Origin of the sequence: Catenuloplanes indicus (assembly GCF_030813715.1) — a bacterium.
Taxonomy (GTDB): Bacteria; Actinomycetota; Actinomycetes; order Mycobacteriales; family Micromonosporaceae; genus Catenuloplanes; species Catenuloplanes indicus.
The window spans coordinates 4719290-4736536 of record NZ_JAUSUZ010000001.1 but is presented as its reverse complement, the minus strand read 5'-3'; the positions used below and the strand labels follow the sequence as shown (position 1 = coordinate 4736536).

General features: G+C 74.1%; 12 protein-coding genes and 1 pseudogene. 10 read left to right on the top strand and 3 right to left on the bottom strand.

Annotated elements, in window-relative coordinates:
- The first annotated feature begins 16 nt into the window (after positions 1–16).
- From J2S42_RS21285 to J2S42_RS21250, 8 genes and pseudogenes are all read left to right on the top strand, one after another.
- Positions 17–3292: a DUF5691 domain-containing protein gene (locus J2S42_RS21285; RefSeq protein ID WP_307241743.1), complete on the top strand. Its 3276-nt coding sequence runs from the start codon at positions 17–19 to the stop codon at positions 3290–3292.
- Positions 3289–4353: an ATP-binding protein gene (locus J2S42_RS21280; protein ID WP_307241741.1), complete on the top strand. Its 1065-nt coding sequence runs from the start codon at positions 3289–3291 to the stop codon at positions 4351–4353. The genes J2S42_RS21285 and J2S42_RS21280 overlap by 4 nt, the downstream gene beginning before the upstream one ends.
- A 1-nt stretch (position 4354) precedes the next feature.
- Positions 4355–6556, top strand: a complete 2202-nt coding sequence (locus J2S42_RS21275; RefSeq protein WP_307241739.1) for a DUF5682 family protein — start codon at positions 4355–4357, stop codon at positions 6554–6556.
- 346 nt (positions 6557–6902) lie between these two features.
- Positions 6903–8057, top strand: coding sequence for a VWA domain-containing protein (locus J2S42_RS21270; RefSeq protein ID WP_307241737.1), 1155 nt, complete (start codon positions 6903–6905; stop codon positions 8055–8057).
- 53 nt (positions 8058–8110) lie between these two features.
- The gene (locus J2S42_RS21265; protein WP_307241736.1) at positions 8111–9430 is read left to right on the top strand and encodes a hemolysin family protein; all 1320 of its coding nucleotides are present in this window, start codon (positions 8111–8113) and stop codon (positions 9428–9430) included.
- Between the two features lie 135 nt (positions 9431–9565).
- Positions 9566–10183: a DUF6230 family protein gene (locus J2S42_RS21260; protein ID WP_307241734.1), complete on the top strand. Its 618-nt coding sequence runs from the start codon at positions 9566–9568 to the stop codon at positions 10181–10183.
- 39 nt (positions 10184–10222) lie between these two features.
- Positions 10223–10525: pseudogene (locus J2S42_RS21255) on the top strand (DUF6114 domain-containing protein); the annotation flags it as partial.
- 14 nt (positions 10526–10539) lie between these two features.
- Positions 10540–11019, top strand: a complete 480-nt coding sequence (locus tag J2S42_RS21250) for a hypothetical protein (protein WP_307241731.1) — start codon at positions 10540–10542, stop codon at positions 11017–11019.
- 19 nt (positions 11020–11038) lie between these two features.
- On the opposite strand, the gene J2S42_RS21245 is transcribed toward J2S42_RS21250, so the two are convergent.
- Entirely contained in the window at positions 11039–12709 is a 1671-nt protein-coding gene (locus J2S42_RS21245; protein WP_307241730.1) for a DUF885 domain-containing protein, read from the bottom strand.
- 106 nt (positions 12710–12815) lie between these two features.
- Complete coding sequence (locus J2S42_RS21240) at positions 12816–13871, bottom strand: PHP domain-containing protein (protein ID WP_307241728.1); 1056 nt, start codon at positions 13869–13871, stop codon at positions 12816–12818.
- An 88-nt stretch (positions 13872–13959) separates the two neighbouring features.
- Here J2S42_RS21240 and J2S42_RS21235 point away from each other — a divergent pair, with 88 nt between their 5' ends.
- Both J2S42_RS21235 and J2S42_RS21230 read left to right on the top strand, forming a co-directional pair.
- A complete protein-coding gene (locus J2S42_RS21235; RefSeq protein ID WP_307241726.1) occupies positions 13960–15741 on the top strand; it encodes a M48 family metallopeptidase in 1782 nt (593 codons plus the stop codon).
- Between the two features lie 40 nt (positions 15742–15781).
- Positions 15782–16231: a VOC family protein gene (locus tag J2S42_RS21230; protein WP_307241725.1), complete on the top strand. Its 450-nt coding sequence runs from the start codon at positions 15782–15784 to the stop codon at positions 16229–16231.
- Here J2S42_RS21230 and J2S42_RS21225 read toward each other — a convergent pair.
- A complete protein-coding gene (locus tag J2S42_RS21225; RefSeq protein WP_307241723.1) occupies positions 16209–17195 on the bottom strand; it encodes a prephenate dehydrogenase/arogenate dehydrogenase family protein in 987 nt (328 codons plus the stop codon). The two genes, J2S42_RS21230 and J2S42_RS21225, sit on opposite strands and share 23 nt — an antisense overlap.
- Between the last annotated feature and the right edge of the window lie 52 nt (positions 17196–17247).

Genomic DNA, 17247 nt, shown 5'->3' with positions numbered 1-17247 from the left:
TCCATAGGGTTGGCGGGTGCCCGTCGAACCGTGGACGGCCGCGCACGTGCTCGCGCTCGCTCCCGACGCCTCTTCGGCGCGCGGGGCACAGAGCGTCAGCGGCGCGGCCAAATGGGAGGCCGCCGGCCTCAGCGATGACGTGTTGTGGGGTCTCTGCAAAGGCAGCGGTAAGAAGCCGTACCAGGCCTGTGTGGACCTCTCCGGACCCGCCTACGAATGCTCGTGCCCGAGTCGCAAATTCCCGTGCAAGCACGCGCTTGGTCTGTTGCTGCTCTGGTCCGGCGGCGGCGTCGATTCCGGCGGCGATCTGCCGGAGTGGGTGACGGAGTGGCAGGCCGCCCGGGCCGCCCGGGCCGCCCGGGCCGCGCGGGCGGAGAGCCGGCGCACCGAGCCGGGCGTGGCCGACGAGGCCGCCGCCCGCAGGCGTGCCGGTCAGCGGGCGGACCGGGTCGCCGGCGGGCTCGCCGAGCTGGACCGGTGGCTGCTCGACCAGGTGACGTCCGGGCTGGCCGGTCTGGAGCGCGCCGGTTACACGCCGTTCGAGACGATGGCGGCCCGGCTGGTCGACGCGCAGGCCGGCACGGCCGCGGGCACGGTCCGGCGACTCGGCGCGATGGCCGGTGCGGGCGCCGGCCGGGCCGGCCGGCTGCTCGGCGAGCTGGCGCTGCTGCGGCTGCTGACCAGCGGTTACGCGCGTCTCGACGCACTGCCGGAAGACCTGGCCGCTACGGTACGGACCCGCGTCGGCTTCGCGACCTCGGCCGACGACGTGCGGGCCGGTGCCCGGGTGCGCGACTCCTGGCAGGTGCTCGGCCAGGCCGACACCGTGGAGGAGCGGCTGACCGGCCGCCGCACCTGGCTGCGCGGACTCGGCACCGGGCGGTTCGCGCTGTTGCTGGCCTACGCGGCACCGGGCCAGTCGCTGCCGGGCGACGCGGTGCCGGGCACGGTGCTCGACGCCGAGCTGGCCTTCTACCCCGGCGCGGCACCGCTGCGGGCGCTGATCGCGGCGTCGTACCGGACGTCGGCGCTGGCCTCGGTCTCCGGCGCGGCCCCGGTGCGGTCCGCGCTGGCCGAGGTCGGCCGGCTGCGCGCGGCCGACCCGTGGCTGGACGAGGTGCCGGTGCTGCTCGCCGACGTGCGCCCGGCCGGCGTCGACCGGCTGACCGATCCGGCCGGCGACGCGGTGCCGCTGGTCGGGGACGTGCCGTGGTGGCTACTGGCCGCGTCCGGCGGCCACCCGGTGACGGTCGCGGGCGAACTCACCGCGGCCGGCGGCGTGCGGCCGCTCGCGGTGTGGTCCGCGGACGGCGGTTTCACCGCGGCCCCGCACGGCCCCGTCACCGGCGACCGTCAGGTCGTGCGGCTGCCGGAGGAGCTGGTGTCGGCCGCCCTGGTCGGCGTGGAACGCCGCCCGTGGCGCGGCACGTCGGTCCGCGTCGACGGCCAGGAGCTGCGGGTGCGCGGCGGAGCGGTTACGGCCCCGAGCACCGCACCGGCCGATTCCGGGCCGGCCGGCGCTGCCGGAACTTTTCCGGCCGGTGCCGCGCCGGTGGGCGCGGCGTCGGACGGCGGCGTCGCCCGGGCCGATGCGGGTGACGGCATGCTGTCGGTGGAACGCGCGGTGCCAGCGGATGCCGGACCCGCCAGCGTGGATTCGGGCGGTGGCGTCGTGACCCGCGTCGATGCGGCCGAGGCGCTGCTGGAGGCGGTGGCCGTGGTCGTCGCCTATCGCCGGGCCGGGCCGGCGGCGATCGCCGGTGTCGAGGCGGACCAGCCGGCCGGGGAGGAGACGCGGCCGGTGGTCTCCGCGCGGGCAGGGCAGCGGCTGGTGCAGTTGCTGACCGGCGCGGGCGTGCCCGGCGGTGGTGACGTGGCGCAGCGGCTGCTGGCGGAGTGGCTGCGGATCGCGGCCGGGGGCGGGCTGCGCGCGCCCGCGTTCACCCTGCCCGCGCTGCTGGAGGCCGGTCGACGGAGCACCGCGCTGCGGCCCGCGCTGGCGCTGGTCGCCGGGCGCCGCGGCGGGTGGCTGGCCGAACGCCGGGCCGAATGGCGATATCTGCTGACCGAGGCCGGGGAGCCGGGCGACGACGGGGACTGGGAGACCGGCACGCCCGGTGAACGCCTGGCGTTTCTCACCGCGCTGCGCGAGCGTGACCCGGCGGCGGCACGTGAGCTGCTGACGGCCGGGTTCGACACGGAGGAGCCGGAGCAGCGCGCCCGGTTCCTGGCCGCGCTCGCCACCGGGCTTTCCGCCGCGGACGAACCGCTGCTGGAACGCGCGCTGGACGACCGCCGCCGCGAGGTGCGGCAGGCCGCGGCCGAGCAGTTGGCCGCGCTGCCCGGCTCCGCGCTGCGCGGCCGGATGACCGGCCGGGCGCGGGGCGCGGTCCGCTTCGACGGCCGCCGGCTGATCCTCACGCCGCCCGCGGAGTGCGACGCGGCCATGCGGCGCGACGGCATCGCGCCGACGCCGCCGCGTGGTGTCGGCGAGCGCGCCTGGCTGCTGGAGGAGGTGATCGCCCGTACGCCGCTGACCGTCTGGACCGAGATGACCGGCCTGGACCCGGCCGCGTTCACCGCGCTGCCGGTGGCGGCCTTCCTCGCCGCGGCTTCTGCTGACGGCACCGCCTCAGGTCCCGGCACCGCCTCAGGTTCCGGAACCGTCGCCGGTCCGACCGCCGGTGGCGTGGCCGCCGGCGGAGTGGCCGCGCGTCCGGTCGGCGGCGCGAACACCGCTGCCGCGAACACCGCCGGTGGGCGGGCTGCCGAGCCGGCCGCCGGGGACTGGGCGCTGACGTTGCACAAGGGACTGTCCCGGGCCGCGGTGCTCGCGCGCGACCCGGCGTGGGTGGTGCCGCTGGCCGACCTGATGTCCCGGCCGGTCAACCGGGACATGGACGTCGCCGACGAGCTGCTGACGATGGCGCTCTACGAGGCGCTGCCCACGCCGGAGCTGGGCCGCTACACCGCGCGGGTGCTGCGCGCCGACCCGGCCCGCGCGCACCGGCTGGCCGAGCTGCACCCCGGGCCCTGGCCGGACGACCTGGCCGACGCCGCGCTGGAGGCGATCGCCGGCCTGGCCACCTCCGGGCGGTATGCGTGGAACATCGGCGACCTGTGCCGGCTCGCGTCCGCGGTCATGCCGGTCGCGTTCGCGCCGCGGGTCGCCGCGTTGGCCGAGCGCATCCGCCTGTCCGGCGATCCGGCCGCGATCCGGCCGGCCGACACGGTCGCGGCGCTGTCCGCCGCGCTCACCTACCGACACGAGATGACCGAGGAGCTTCGATGACGGCCCTGCGCCCGCACGCCGAGCAGCTGTTCGCCGACGAGCTGGACCGGCTCGCGGCCGCCGACGACCGGCCGCGCCCGCCCGGCTGGCGGCTCTCCCCGCAGGCGGTCGTGACTTACGTGCTCGGCGACGGTGACACGATCACGCCGAAGTACGTCGGGCCGCGCCGGCTGATGGAGGTCGCGGTCGCCACGCTCGCCACCGACCGCGCGTTGCTGCTGCTCGGCGTGCCCGGCACTGCGAAGACCTGGGTCTCCGAGCATCTGGCCGCCGCCATCTCCGGCGACTCCACGCTGCTGGTCCAGGGCACCGCCGGTACGGCCGAGGAGTCGATCCGGTACGGCTGGAACTACGCGCGCCTGCTCGCCGAAGGGCCGTCCACGGACGCGCTGGTGCCGAGCCCGGTGATGCGCGCGATGCGGACCGGCGCGATCGCCCGGTTCGAGGAGCTGACCCGGGTGCCGTCCGACGTGCAGGACACGCTGATCACGATCCTGTCCGAGAAGACGCTGCCGGTGCCGGAGCTGAGCACCGAGGTCCAGGCGCAGCGCGGCTTCAACGTCATCGCGACCGCGAACGACCGCGACCGCGGCGTGAACGAGCTGTCCAGCGCGCTGCGCCGCCGTTTCAACACGGTGGTGCTGCCGGTCCCGGCCACGGCCGAGGAGGAGGTGGACATCGTCGCGCGGCGGGTCGCGCAGCTCGGCCGCTCGCTGGAGCTGCCCGAGGTGCCGGCCGCGATCGAGGAGATCCGCCGGGTGGTGACGGTCTTCCGGGAGCTGCGCGGCGGGCTGACCGAGGACGGGCGTACCAAGCTCAAGTCGCCGACCGGCACGCTCTCCACCGCGGAGGCGATCTCGGTGATCACCAACGGGATGGCGCTGGCCGGGCACTTCGGCGACGGCACGCTGCGCCCCGGCGACGTCGCGGCCGGGATCGTCGGCGCGGTGATCAAGGACCCGGCGTCGGACGCGGTGGTCTGGCGGGAGTACCTGGAGACCGTGGTTCGCGAGCGCGACGGCTGGTCGGGCTTCTACCGGGCCGCGCGCGAGGCGGTCTGACGTGGAACGCCACTACGGGGTCCGGCACCACGGGCCGGGCTCGGCGCGGGCGCTGCTGCGCGCGCTCGACGAGCAGCGGCCGGACGTGGTGCTGATCGAGGGTCCACCGGAGGCGGACGACCTGGTCGGCTGGGCCGCGAACGACGCATTGGTGCCGCCGGTCGCGCTGCTCGGCTACGTCACGGACCGGCCGGGCACGGCCGCGTACTGGCCGTTCGCGGTCTTCTCGCCGGAGTGGCAGGCGATCCGCTGGGCGGTCAGCCACGACGTACCGGTGCGGTTCTTCGACCTGCCCTGGGCGTACCGGACAGAGCGGGACGAAGAATCCCGGGAGCAGCAGCGGGTACGGCCGGTGGACCCGATCGGGGAACTGGCCGCGGCGGCCGGGTACGACGATCCGGAACGCTGGTGGGAGGACGTGATCGAGCACCGGGGCACGCCGGCGTTCGAGGCGATCGCGGAGGCGATGGCCGCGATCCGGGCCGGTGCGCCGGACGATCCGGAGGACCTGGCCCGTGAGGCGCACATGCGCACCGTGCTGCGCGCGGCCCGGCGTACCCACGGGAACATCGCGGTCGTCTGCGGTGCCTGGCACGTGCCCGCGCTGACCGCGAAGGTCCCGGCCACGGCCGACGCCGCGCTGCTCAAGGGCCGGAAGAAGGCCAAGGTCACGTTCACCTGGGTGCCGTGGACGTACGGGCGGCTGGCGTCCTGGCAGGGCTACGGCGCCGGGGTGCGTTCGCCCGGCTGGTACCACCACCTGTTCACCACCGAGGACGAGGTGATCACGCGGTGGCTGGTGCGGGCCGGCGGTGTGCTGCGCGACGACGGCGTGCCGGTCTCCTCCGCGCACGTGATCGAGTCGGTGCGGCTGGCCGAGGCGCTGGCGGTGCTGCGCGGGCGCCCGCTGGCCGGGCTGGACGAGGTGACCGAGGCGGCCCGCGCGGTGCTCTGTGAGGGCGACGAGCTGCGGCTGGACCTGATCGGCCGGCGCCTTGTGGTCAGCGAGCGGCTCGGCGAGGTGCCGGACGACATGCCGGCCGTGCCGCTGGCCCGCGATCTCGCCGCGCAGCAGCGCACGCTGCGCCTCAAGCCGTCGCCGCTGGAAGCCGAGCTCAAGCTGGACCTGCGCAGGGAGACCGACCTCGGGCGCAGCCGGCTGCTGCACCGGCTGCGGCTGCTCGGCGTGCCGTGGGGCGAACCGGCCGACCGCGGCGGCGGCAAGGGCACGTTCCGTGAGACCTGGCATCTGCGCTGGCAGCCGGAGTACGCGGTGGCGCTGGTCGAGGCGAGTGGCTACGGCACCACCGTGCTCGCCGCGGCCACCGCGCGGCTGGTCGAGAAGGCGTGCCGCAGCGAGGTGCTGGCCGAGGTGACCGCGCTGGTCGAGGCCGCGATGCTGGCCGGCCTGCCGGACGCGTACCCGCCGGTGCTGCGCGCGCTGGACACCCGGGCCGCGCTGGACGCGGACGTGACGCACCTGATGGCGGCGATCCCGCCGCTGGCTCGCACGCTGCGGTACGGCGACGTGCGTGGCACCGACCTGGGCGCGCTCGGCACGGTCACGGCCGCGCTGCTCAGCCGGGTCTACGCCGGGCTGGCGTCCGCCGTGCTGTCGCTCTCCGACGAGGCAGCGGACCAGCTGCGCGGGTACGCGGACGCGGTGCACGCGGCGGTCGGGCTGCTCGACGACGCCGGGCTCCGCGAACGCTGGCTGGACACGCTGGCGTCGCTGACCGGCCGCGCCGACCTGCACGGGCTGCTGGCCGGCCGGTTCACCCGGGTGCTCTACGAGGCGGACCGGCTGGACCGGGCGGAGACGCGACGGCGGATGGGCCTGATGCTGACCGCGGGCGTGCCACCGGCCGTGGCGGCGCGCTGGGTGGAGGGCTTCCTGGCCGGCGGCGGCCTGCTGCTGGTGCACGACGCGGCGCTGCTGGCGCTGGTCGACGAGTGGCTGGCCGCGCTCGGGCCGGACGCGTTCACCGAAGCGCTGCCGTTGCTGCGGCGCACGTTCGGCACGTTCGCGGCGCCGGAGCGGCGGTCGATCGGCGAGCGGGTGGCGGGTGCGGCGGACCGCGTCGGCGACCCGGAACGACGGGTGGATCACGAGGTGGCCGGGCTGGCGCTGCCCACGCTGGGCGCGCTGCTCGGCCGCGAGATCGGCAGACGAGAGATCGAGAACGTGGGGAGCACGACATGACACAGCGGGGGCACAAACTCCGGCGGATCCGCCGCCTCCTCGGCGGCACGCTGCCCGTCACCGGCGTCACCAGGGTGCGCCGCCCGATGGCCCAGCCGTCCACACCGCACACCGGGCCGATCCGAACCGATGCCCGGTCGTCGAGCGCGATGACCGGCGCCGCGGAAAGCGGTGCCGCGACGACCGGTGCCGCCGCGGCGCCGGGTGGGGCCACGCCGCCCCCGCCCGGCCGGGAGGACGATCACCGCGACGGGCTCACCGACGGGTTGCGAGCGGGGGATCAGGGACGGCCACGTACAGCCGGAAGGTTCGGGTCTTATCGGGGCGTGCATCGGCGGGAGGCGGCGTGACCGCGGAGGAGGAGCGGCTGCGGCGCTGGCGGATGGTGCTGGGCGCCGCCGCCGGGGAGAGCTTTCGGCAGCTCAGCGGCGCGGAGGCGGCGATGGACGCGGCGCTCGGCGCGCTCTACGACGGTGACGGCGACGGGCAGCCGCGGAGCCGGTCGGCCGGGCTGGGCGCGTCCGCGCCACGGGTCGCGCGCTGGCTGGGCGACATCCGCGAGTATTTCCCGAGCACGGTCGTGCAGGTCATGCAGCAGGACGCGATCGACCGACTGCACCTGACGTCGCTGCTGCTGGAGCCGGAGATGCTGGCCGCGGTCGAGCCGGACGTACACCTGGTCGGCACGCTGCTCTCGCTGAACCGGGTGATGCCGGACCGGACGAAGGAGCTGGCCCGGCAGGTGGTCCGCCAGGTGGTGGACGAACTGGAGCGCCGGGTCGCGCAGAAGACGCGTGCGGCGGTGACCGGCGCGCTGCACCGGGCCACCCGGGTCAACCGCCCCCGGCACGCGGACATCGACTGGGACCGGACGATCCGGGCGAATCTGAAGCACTACCAGCCGGACTACCGGACCGTGGTGCCGGAGCGGCTGATCGGCTTCGGCCGGCGGACCAGCGCGGTGCAGCGGGACGTGGTGCTGTGCGTGGACCAGTCCGGCTCGATGGCCGCGTCCGTGGTCTACTCCGGTGTGTTCTCGGCCGTGCTCGCGTCGATGCGGTCGCTGCGCACGTCGCTGGTCGTCTTCGACACCGCCGTGGTCGACCTGACCGACCAGCTCAGCGACCCGGTGGAGGTGCTGTTCGGTACGCAGCTCGGCGGCGGCACGGACATCAACCGCGCGATCGCGTACGGCCAGACGCTGCTCACCCGCCCGCGGGACAGCATCTTCGTGCTGATCAGCGACCTGTACGAGGGCGGCGTGCGGGAGGAGATGCTGCGCCGGGTGGCCGCGATGACCGCCTCAGGCGTGCAGGTGATCGTGCTGCTCGCGCTCTCCGATGAGGGGGCGCCCGCCTACGACCACGACAACGCGGCCGCGCTGACCGCGCTCGGCGTACCCGTGTTCGCCTGCACCCCCGACCTGTTCCCGGAGCTGATGGCGGCCGCGATCGAGCGCCGGGACCTGCGAGCTTTCGCGGAGCGTGCGACGACGCGTTAGGCGGCACCGCCGGATGGGAAAGGTCCACCCAACTGAACGGTGAGGAGCCTGCGGTGCAGGAGCTATGGACCCAGCTCGGGCTGGTGGCCGTGCTGGTCGTGCTCAACGCGGCGTTCGCGGGCAGCGAGATGGCGCTGGTCTCGCTGCGGGAGAGCCAGATCCACCGGCTGGAGCGGGAGGGCGGCTCGGGCGGCCGCGTGCTGGCCCGGCTGGCGAAGGACCCGAACCGGTTCCTCGCCACCATCCAGATCGGCATCACGCTGGCCGGCTTCCTGGCGTCCGCGTCCGCCGCGGTGTCGCTGGCCAAACCGCTGGTGCCGCTGCTGAGCGCGCTCGGCGACGCGGCCGAGCCGGTGTCGATCGTGCTGGTCACGCTGGTGCTGACGTTCGTCACGCTGGTCTTCGGCGAGCTGGCCCCGAAGCGGATCGCGATGCAGCGCGCCGAGGGCTGGGCGCTCGCGGTGGCCCGGCCGCTGGACCTGCTGGCCTCGTTCTCCCGCCCGGCCGTGTGGGCGCTCGGCGCGACCGCGGACCTGGTGGTGCGCGCGTTCGGCATCGACCCGGCCGAGGAGCGCGAGGAGATCACCCCGGACGAGCTGCGCGACATCGTCTCCGGCCACCGGGGTTTCACGGTCGAGCAGCAGACCATCATCAACGGCGCGGTGGAGATCGCCGAGCGGCAGCTGCGCGCGGTGCTGGTGCCGCGGCTGCGCGTGTTCACGCTCGACTCCGGCACGACCGCGGAGGCCGCACGCCTGGTGCTGGCCGCGTCCGGCCACTCGCGCGCGCCGGTGGTCCGGCACAGCATGCTGGACGACGTGGTCGGCGTGGTGCACCTGCGCGACCTGATCGGCGTGCCGGCCGACCGTCCGGTCGACGAGTGTGCGCGCCCGCCGATGCTGGTGCCCGACTCGCTGCCGGTCTCCGACGCGTTGCGCCAGTTCAAGGCGGAGCGGCAGCACATAGCGCTGGTGGTGGACGAGCGCGGTGCGATCGACGGCATCGTCACGCTGGAGGACGTGCTGGAGGAGATCGTCGGCGAGATCTACGACGAGACCGACCGGGACGTGCAGGCGGTGCGCACCGAGCCGGACGGCACGATGGCGCTGCCCGGCACGTTCCCGGTGCACGACCTGCCGGACATCGGCGTGGAGCTGGCGGAACGGCCGCCGGGCGACTACACGACCGTGGCCGGGATGATGCTGACGCTGCTCGGGCACATCCCGACGGTGGCCGGCGAGACCGTCACGATCGACGGCTGGGAGGCGTCGGTGACCTCCGTGGAGCATCACGCGATCACCGGTGTGAGCCTGCGCCGGCTACCGGAGAGCGCACCCGCGGAGGGTGCGGAGGAGCCGGTCGAGGCGCGCTAGAGATCCACAGGCTCTTCGCACAATCATTGGCCCCGCGCTTCGTTACCGGCTGGTAAGGGCCTGCGGGCGGCCGAAACGCCTCACCACGCACCGCTCGGGTATCGACGGTGCGGACTCCCGTCGTGAGGAGGAACCGTGCAGGAGAAACAGGCGAAGGGGCACGTGCGCTGGCGCCGGGCGGCGGTCCTGGCCGTACCCACGGTGATCGCCACCGGATTCATGATCTTCGGCATGTCGAACGGTGCGATCGCGGCGTCGTTCTCGGTCTCCGGCAGCACGTTCAAGGTCGCCGCGGACCGGCTGGAGGGCGACGGCTTCGCCCAGTACGGCGGCATCGCGACCGAGGAGAACGGCGAGCGGCACCCGACCGCGGTCTCCGCGATCCGCGAGGCCGAGCTCTACAACCTGTGCCAGTCCGTCAACGCCTCGAACCCGCTGGTCGGACGCGTGATCCTGACGATCAACGCGGGCAGCGGGGACAAACCGGCCACGGCCAGCAACCTGGCGCTGGACGTGGACGAGTTCTCCGGCGACGCAACGTTCTCGAACATCGAGATCGGCCGGGACGCGTCCACGCTGAACAAGGGCGGCGACGGCGCGAACGGCCAGCCAGGCCTCTTCGGCCAGCAGGCCGACCACGTCACGATCAACAACCTGCGGCAGGTCGAGTGGACCACGACGGCCGGCACGTTCGCGCTCACCGGCCTGCAACTCAAGGTCAACGTGGGTGACGACGCCAAGGAGTGCTTCTGATCGGCGCCCGCCGGCCCGCGCGCTCGGGTCTGGTTCACCCCGGCGCAGCGGCTGTTCTACGCGGTGATCGGCGCGCTCACCTCGGTGTTCTCCCTGATGGCGGTCAACCTCGGCGGTTTCTTCGTGGGCCTGGTGCTGGGCACGGTCGGGTCGGCGCTGGCATTCGGCTGGGCGTCGCCGTCGCCGTCGCCGTCACCGTCACCGGAGCGGGAGCCGGAGCCGGTGGAAGAGCCAGATCAAGAGCCATCGCCGGGGTACGACGAGAGCCCGGTGCTCCGGCCCGCGGCGATGCCCGAAGATCCGCCGGAACGGCGTACCCCGGGATATCGGTCTGGATCTTGATTTTCGTCTCGGCCGTGGCCGGGGGAGTGCTGCCGGCCCCGGAGGTGGCGCATGCGGCGCCGTGCCCGCCGACGCCGAGCGCGTCGCCGTCACCGTCGGCCAGCCGCTCGCCGGGGCCGATCGCGGGATGGATCGGCGACGTCACGGAGGGCATCGGTGACCTGCTCGGTCTCAACGGCAAGAAGAGCCCGTCGCCGTCGGTCTCGCCGACCCAGCCGGACGACTGTGGCGATTCGCCGCCGCCCGATGAGCCCGGCTCCCCCGGCGGCGAAGAACCGGACGCCGGAAAGCCCGGCGGCGGGAAACCGGGCGGCGGGAAACCCGGCACCGGACAGCTGCTCGGCATCCCGATCACGCTGACGCCGGAGTCGCCGATCCCGCCGGACGGCATCCCGATCGCGTTGCCCTACATCGCGCTCCAGAACCCGTCGATGGAGCTGCTGCTCGCCACCTGCCGGACGCTCACCGGCCCCGACCTCGTCGACGTGGTGTGACGAGGCCGGGGGGCCTCACCTAGTAGCGGGCCATCGCGCGGCGGAACGGGTCCAGGCCGATCGAGCCGAGGTTCAGGCCGGCCTGGTGGAACGCGCGCAGGTCGAAGTCCGCGCCCTTGCGGGCTCGGGCGTCCTCCCGCGCCTGCAGCCAGAATCGCTCGCCCACCTTGTACGACGGCGCCTGTCCCGGCCAGCCCAGGTAGCGGTTCAGCTCGAAGCGCAGGATCTCGTCGGGCATCCGGCAGTGCGCGCGCAGGAACGCCCAGCCGTGCTCCGGTGTCCACCGCTCACCCGGCGCGAACCCGAACGGGTTGTCCGCCGGGATCTCCAGTTCCAGGTGCATGCCGATGTCGACTATCACGCGCGCGGCCCGCAGCGCCTGGCCGTCCAGCATGCCGAGCTTGTCGCCCGGGTCGTCCAGGTAGCCCAGCTCGTCCATCAGCCGCTCCGCGTAGAGCGCCCAGCCCTCGCCGTACCCGGAGGTCCAGCCCATCAGGCGGCGCCAGCGGTTCAGCAGGTCCGCGCGGACCGTGGTCTGGCCGACCTGGAGGTGATGGCCGGGCACGCCCTCGTGGTAGACCGTGGTGACCTCACGCCAGGTCGAGAAGTCCGAGATCGTGCCGGGCACCGCCCACCACATCCGGCCCGGACGGCTGAAGTCCTCGCTCGGCCCGGTGTAGTAGATGCCGCCGTCGCTGGTCGGCGCGATGCAGCACTCCAGGCGCAGCACCTGCTCCGGAATGTCGAAGTGGGTACCGTTCAGCTCCTGCACGGCCTTGTCCGCGAGCGCCTGCATCCAGTCGCGGAACGCCTCCTTGCCGTGGATCGTGCGCGCCGGGTCCGCGTCCAGCGCCGCGACCGCCTCGTCGATGCTCGCGCCCGGGCCGACGATCCGGCTCGCGACCAGCCGCATCTCGTCCTCCAGCCGGGCCAGTTCCTCGAAGCCCCAGGCGTACGTCTCCAGCAGGTCCAGCTCGGCGCCGACGAAGTAACGGGAGGCCAGCGCGTACCGCTCCGGGCCGGCGGCCTGCTTCTCCCGGCCGTGCGGAGCCAGCTCGCGGCGCAGGAACTCGCCGAACTCCGCGGTTGCCCGGGTGGCCGCGGCCGCACCCTTCTCCAGGTCCTTGATCAACGAGTCCGGCGCGGTCAGTGACCGGGCCAGCGCGTGGTAGACGTCGTCCTGGGCCGGGTCGGTCCAGATGACGCACTGCTTCGCCACCTCGATGATCTGCTCACGCGGGCTGACGTGGCCGCGGGAGACCTCGTGCAGCAGCGTGGTCCTGATCTGGTCGAGCGCGTGCGGGATCTTGTGGAGCCGGGCCGCGATGTTCGCCACCGCCTGCTCGCCGTCGTGCGGCATCAGGTCGAACGCGCCGCGCACGTCGTGCAGCGCGCTGGTGATCACGTTGAGCTGGCTGGTGGTCTCACCGGCGTCGTACCGGGCGAGGTTCAGCTCCAGCCGTTCGATCATCGCCTCGCGGCCGACCTCCTCGTCCGGCGAGCCGGCCGGCGCGGCGTGCAGCGCGGCCACGGTACGGCGATCCAGGTCGGCCTGCGCGGCGTAACCGTCCGGGGTGAGGTCGTCGAATTGGTCGTCGTAGCCGTCGATACCGAGGTGCGTGGCGCCGATCGGGTTCAGCGGTGCCCACTCCTCGACGTACCGTTCCGCGAGGTCGTCGATGTGTCCCACCCGGTGATGTTGTCACACCTCCGAGGCAGCGTGTCCGGACGTGACGACCCGTCCCCGGCTGCCCAGGGCGCCTGGCGCTCGCCGCCGTCCGGGGGCGCGATCAGCACTATCGGTGTCCGCCGGTCCACGCCGTGAGCTCGTCCGCGGACCACGTGTTCACCACCCGGTCCGCGGGCACGCCGCAGAGCGCGGCCCGCTCGCAGCCGTACCGTTGCCAGTCCAGCTGGCCGGGCGCGTGCGCGTCCGTGTCGATCGCGAACAGGCAGCCGGCCTCGACCGCGAGCCGCAACAGGCGCTTCGGCGGATCCAGCCGGTCCGGGCGGCAGTTGATCTCGACGGCTTTGCCGTGCTCCGCGGCCGCGGCGAACACCCGCTTCGCGTCGAAGTCGCTCGGCGGGCGGCTGCTGGTCCGCGCGTGCGCGCGGTCGTTGTTCTTCGCCGGCAGCCGCCGGCCGGTGCAGTGACCGAGGATGTCCAGGTGCGGGTCGGCGATGGCCTTCAGCATCCGCCGGGTCATCGCGGCCTCGTCCGCGCGCAGGTCGCTGTGCACCGAGCCGACCACCACGTCCAGCCGGGCCAGCAGTTCGTCCTCCTGATCGAGGCTGCCGTCCGGGTTGATGTCCACCTCGATCCCGGTCAGGATCCGGAACCCCTCCGGCAGCTGCGCGTTCAGCTTCTCCACGTGCTTGAGCTGCTGTTTCAGCCGGGCCGGGCTCAGCCCACGGGCCACCTTCAGCCGTGGCGAGTGGTCGGTCAGCACCAGATATTCGTGGCCGACCTCGGCCGCGCCCAACGCCATCTCCTCGATCGGCGAGCCGCCGTCCGACCAGTCCGAATGGCTGTGACAGTCGCCGCGCAGCGCCTCCCTCAGCTTGATCGCGGTCACCGGCAGGTCGTCCTGCTCGGTGGCGAGCAACCGGCGCAGGTAGACCGGCTCCTCACCGGCGAGCGACTCCGCCACGCAGCGCGCGGTCACGTCACCCACGCCCTTCAGATTACTCAGCGTGCCGTTGTCCGCCCGCTCGCTGACCTCGGCCGGGTCGAGCGCGCCGAGCGCGTTCGCGGCGGACCGGAACGCCTTCACCCGGAACGTCGCCTCGTGCGCCGCCTCCAGCAGGAACGCGATGCGCCGCAGATCGGCGACCGGATCACGGGATGCCATGTCGTCAACCTAACGCGGGGTTGTCGCCTCCCGCGCGACATGGGTACTGTCCGGCTCACGTACGCCCGGCGTACGGGGAGGATCGACGATGACCGCCACGCTACGGGCCGCCGTCTCGGTGGTGCTGCTCGCCGGGTTCTACCTGGTCGCGCTGGTTCAGCTCGTGCTCGTCGCGGTCCTGCTGTTCGCGACGAGCGTGCTGGTCGCCGGCCATGACGCGGTCAAGCTCGCGCTGCCGCTGATCACGCTGGGCGTCGGCGTCGCCGGGCTCGCGCTCGGCCGCGGCCTCGCGTCCCGGCGCTCCCGGCCGCAGGGCATTCCGGTCGCTCCGGAGCGGGCACCGGAGCTGTGGGCCGCGGTGCGGGAGATCGCGGACCGGGCCGGCACGCGCGCACCGGACCGGATCCGGCTGCTGCCGGACGCGACCGTGCGCGTCGCCGAGGACGTGCGGCTGCTCGGCCTGCGCGGCGGCGTGCGCACGCTGTACGTCGGACTGCCGCTGTTGCAGATCATGACAGTGGACCGGGCGCGCGCGATGCTCGCGCACGAGCTGGGGCACTTCTCGCCACCGGGCGGGGCGGCCTATCGCGGTCGGCTGGCGGTCACGGCCGCGCTGCCCCGCATGCCGGTCACGCTCCGCTGGTACGCGTACCTCTACCTGGCGTTCGACGCCGGCACCACGCGGGCGCAGGAGGCCGCGGCCGACCGGCTCGCGGCGTCGGTCGCCGGTCCGGGCGCGGCGATCGCGGCGCTGCACGACCGGCCGGTGCTCGAGGCCGCCTGGTCGTTCTTCTTCCGGCGGTACGTCCGCCCCGGCTGGGAGCACGGGTACGTGCCGGACGATCTGTTCGGCGGGTTTGCGGACTTCGTCCACGCGCGGGTGGACGAACTGGACGACCTGCGCAATCAGGCGCCGACGGCGGACCGGTGGGACACGCATCCGCCGGTGGCGGAGCGGGTCGCCACGCTCACCGCGCTGGCCTCGGCAACTGATTCCGAGTCCGATCCCGAGGCCGGCCCGGCGCCGCTGCCCGCCACCGCGCTGATCACCGATCCGGCCGGTGCGGCCCGCGCGCTCCAGGACGCCACGGTCGCGGAGGGCCGCCGCCCGCTGGCTTGGCCCGAGTTCATCGCGGCCGCCGGCACCGCCACGCTGCGCCGCGAGGCCGACCAGGTGCTCCGCGAGACCGCCCGCACGCTCGGCCGAGACGACGCGGGCCTGTCCGAGACGCTGGACGTCGCCGCCACCGGCCGGTTCACCCGCGCTCAGGTCGAGTCGCTGCTGCTGCTCGCCGCGATCCACGCCGGTGCGGCCGGCTGGCGGCACAGCTGGTCCGCGCCGCCCCGCCTGATCGGCCGCGACGGCAGCTCGCTGCGCGTCGGCGAGATCGCCACGCTGGTGCTGAGCCGGTCCACCGTGGACGAGGCGCGCAAGCACCTGGCCGAACTCGGCATCGACGCCGGCTCGACCCCGCCGCTGACCCCACGTTCCGGCGCGGCCGGTGCGGGCGCGGTCGCCGGCCTGATGAACGTGATCGTCGACGGCGAACGCTCCGACCTGGTGCTGCTCAACACCGGCCTGATAGTGGTACCGGGTGTCCCGCGGCTGCGGCAGCGCGAGGTGCGCCCCCGCATGCACGCGATGCTGACCTCGATCCCACCGGACCGGCTCGCCGCCGAGCCCGGCCACCGGTTCGTCGCCTACGCGGACTTCGCCACTGCGCGCCTCATCCGCCGCGTCCCGAAGACCTACGACATCACGCTGTACGACGACACCGTCCTCAAGATCCGCGCCGGCACCGACACCGAGGAACTCGGCCCCGGCTGGTCCACGCTCGCGGACGCCACGCTCGCCTCCCGTTCCGCGTAGCGGACACTCGGTGTCCGCCATGCCGGGCAGGCTGAGCGTCATGAAACGCGACCGCTCCGGATCCCGGATCGACCACCTCAACGTTGCCGTGCCCGACCTCGCCGCCGCCGTGGCGTTCTACGAACCCGTGCTGGCCTCGATCGGGATCACGAAGATGCTCGAGATTCCGCCGAACGCGACCCCGAACCAGCCGACCGCCATGACCGGCTTCGGCCTGGCCGAGGTCAAGCCGTACTTCTGGCTCATCGACGGCGGCACGGTCGGCACCAACATGCACCTGGCCTTCACCGTCGACACCCGCGACGACGTGGTCACGTTCCACCGCGCCGCGCCGCGCTGGCGGCCGGCGCCACGTCACTGCTGGACCCGGCCGTCCATCCCGAGTACCACGACGACTACTACGGCGCCTTCGTGCTCGACCCGCACGGCATCAACCTCGAGGCGGTCTGCCACCGCGGCTGAGCCGGCTACTCCGGGCGGACCGCGGTGACCGTGGTGCGGTCCTTGGAGACCGAGGTGATCCAGCCGCCGGCGCGGCCCAGGTCGAGCAGGGCGTTGACCGAGGGGCGCATCGGCAGCGGCTCGCCCGGGGTGGCGGGCCAGGCCGCGCGGACCCGGTGGCCGGAAGCCAGCCATGGGCGCAGCGCGGCGATCGGATCGCGGGCGTCCAGGGCCGCGCGGGCCGCGGTCAGGGACTCGATCACCGCGTCCAGCACCGGGCGGACCGAGTCGGCGTTGCCGCCGCACATGGCCGCGACCAGGTCGGAGCGGGTGGCGGCGACGCGGGTGCCGTCCCGGAACGAGCCGGCGCCGAGCGCGGCCGCGAGCGGGTCGGCGGCCTGCTCCGCCACCGCGGACGCGACCAGGTGCGGTACGTGGCTGATCGTGGCCACCGCCCGGTCGTGCTCCGCGGCGGTGGTCGGCACCGCCCGCGCGCCCAGGCTGGTGACCAGGTCCGCGAGGTCCAGCCAGTCGCCGAGCATGGTACGGCCGGGCTCCAGGCCGAGCACCCACGCGCAGTCGTCGAACAGTCGCGGGTCGGCGGCGGTGAAGCCGGACGTCTCCCGGCCGGCCATCGGGTGCCCGCCGACGAAGCCGGCCAGTCGCTGCGAGCCGCCCTCCAGGTAGCGTTCGACCAGGTCCAGCACCGGCAGCTTGACCGAGGTCACGTCCGTGATCAGGCCGCGGTAGCCGCGCCCGGTGATCTCGTCCAGCACCGTCTCCAGCGCGGGCAGCGGAACCGCGATCACGCACAGCTCGGCGTCCGCGACCGCGGCGGAGACGGACGGGACGATCCGCCACCGGGCGCTCGGCGGTGCCTCGGCCGCGGCGGTCCGGGCGGTGCCGCGGGTGGCCGGATCGGCGTCGAAGCCGACCATGTCGTGTCCGGCGGCGGCGAGGGCCCGCAGCACGGAACCCCCGATGAGACCCATTCCGATCACGGCGACGCGCACGCGGTGACTTTTTCACAACACGGTACGAGCCGGACGAGCGGCTCCGGGTCAC

Coding starts and splice junctions, on each gene's coding strand:
- J2S42_RS21280 (WP_307241741.1), top strand. CDS start 3,289: ATGACGGCCCTGCGCCCGCACGCCGAGCAGCTGTTCGCCGACGAGCTG.
- J2S42_RS21240 (WP_307241728.1), bottom strand. CDS start 13,871: ATGGCATCCCGTGATCCGGTCGCCGATCTGCGGCGCATCGCGTTCCTG.
- J2S42_RS21235 (WP_307241726.1), top strand. CDS start 13,960: ATGACCGCCACGCTACGGGCCGCCGTCTCGGTGGTGCTGCTCGCCGGG.
- J2S42_RS21230 (WP_307241725.1), top strand. CDS start 15,782: ATGAAACGCGACCGCTCCGGATCCCGGATCGACCACCTCAACGTTGCC.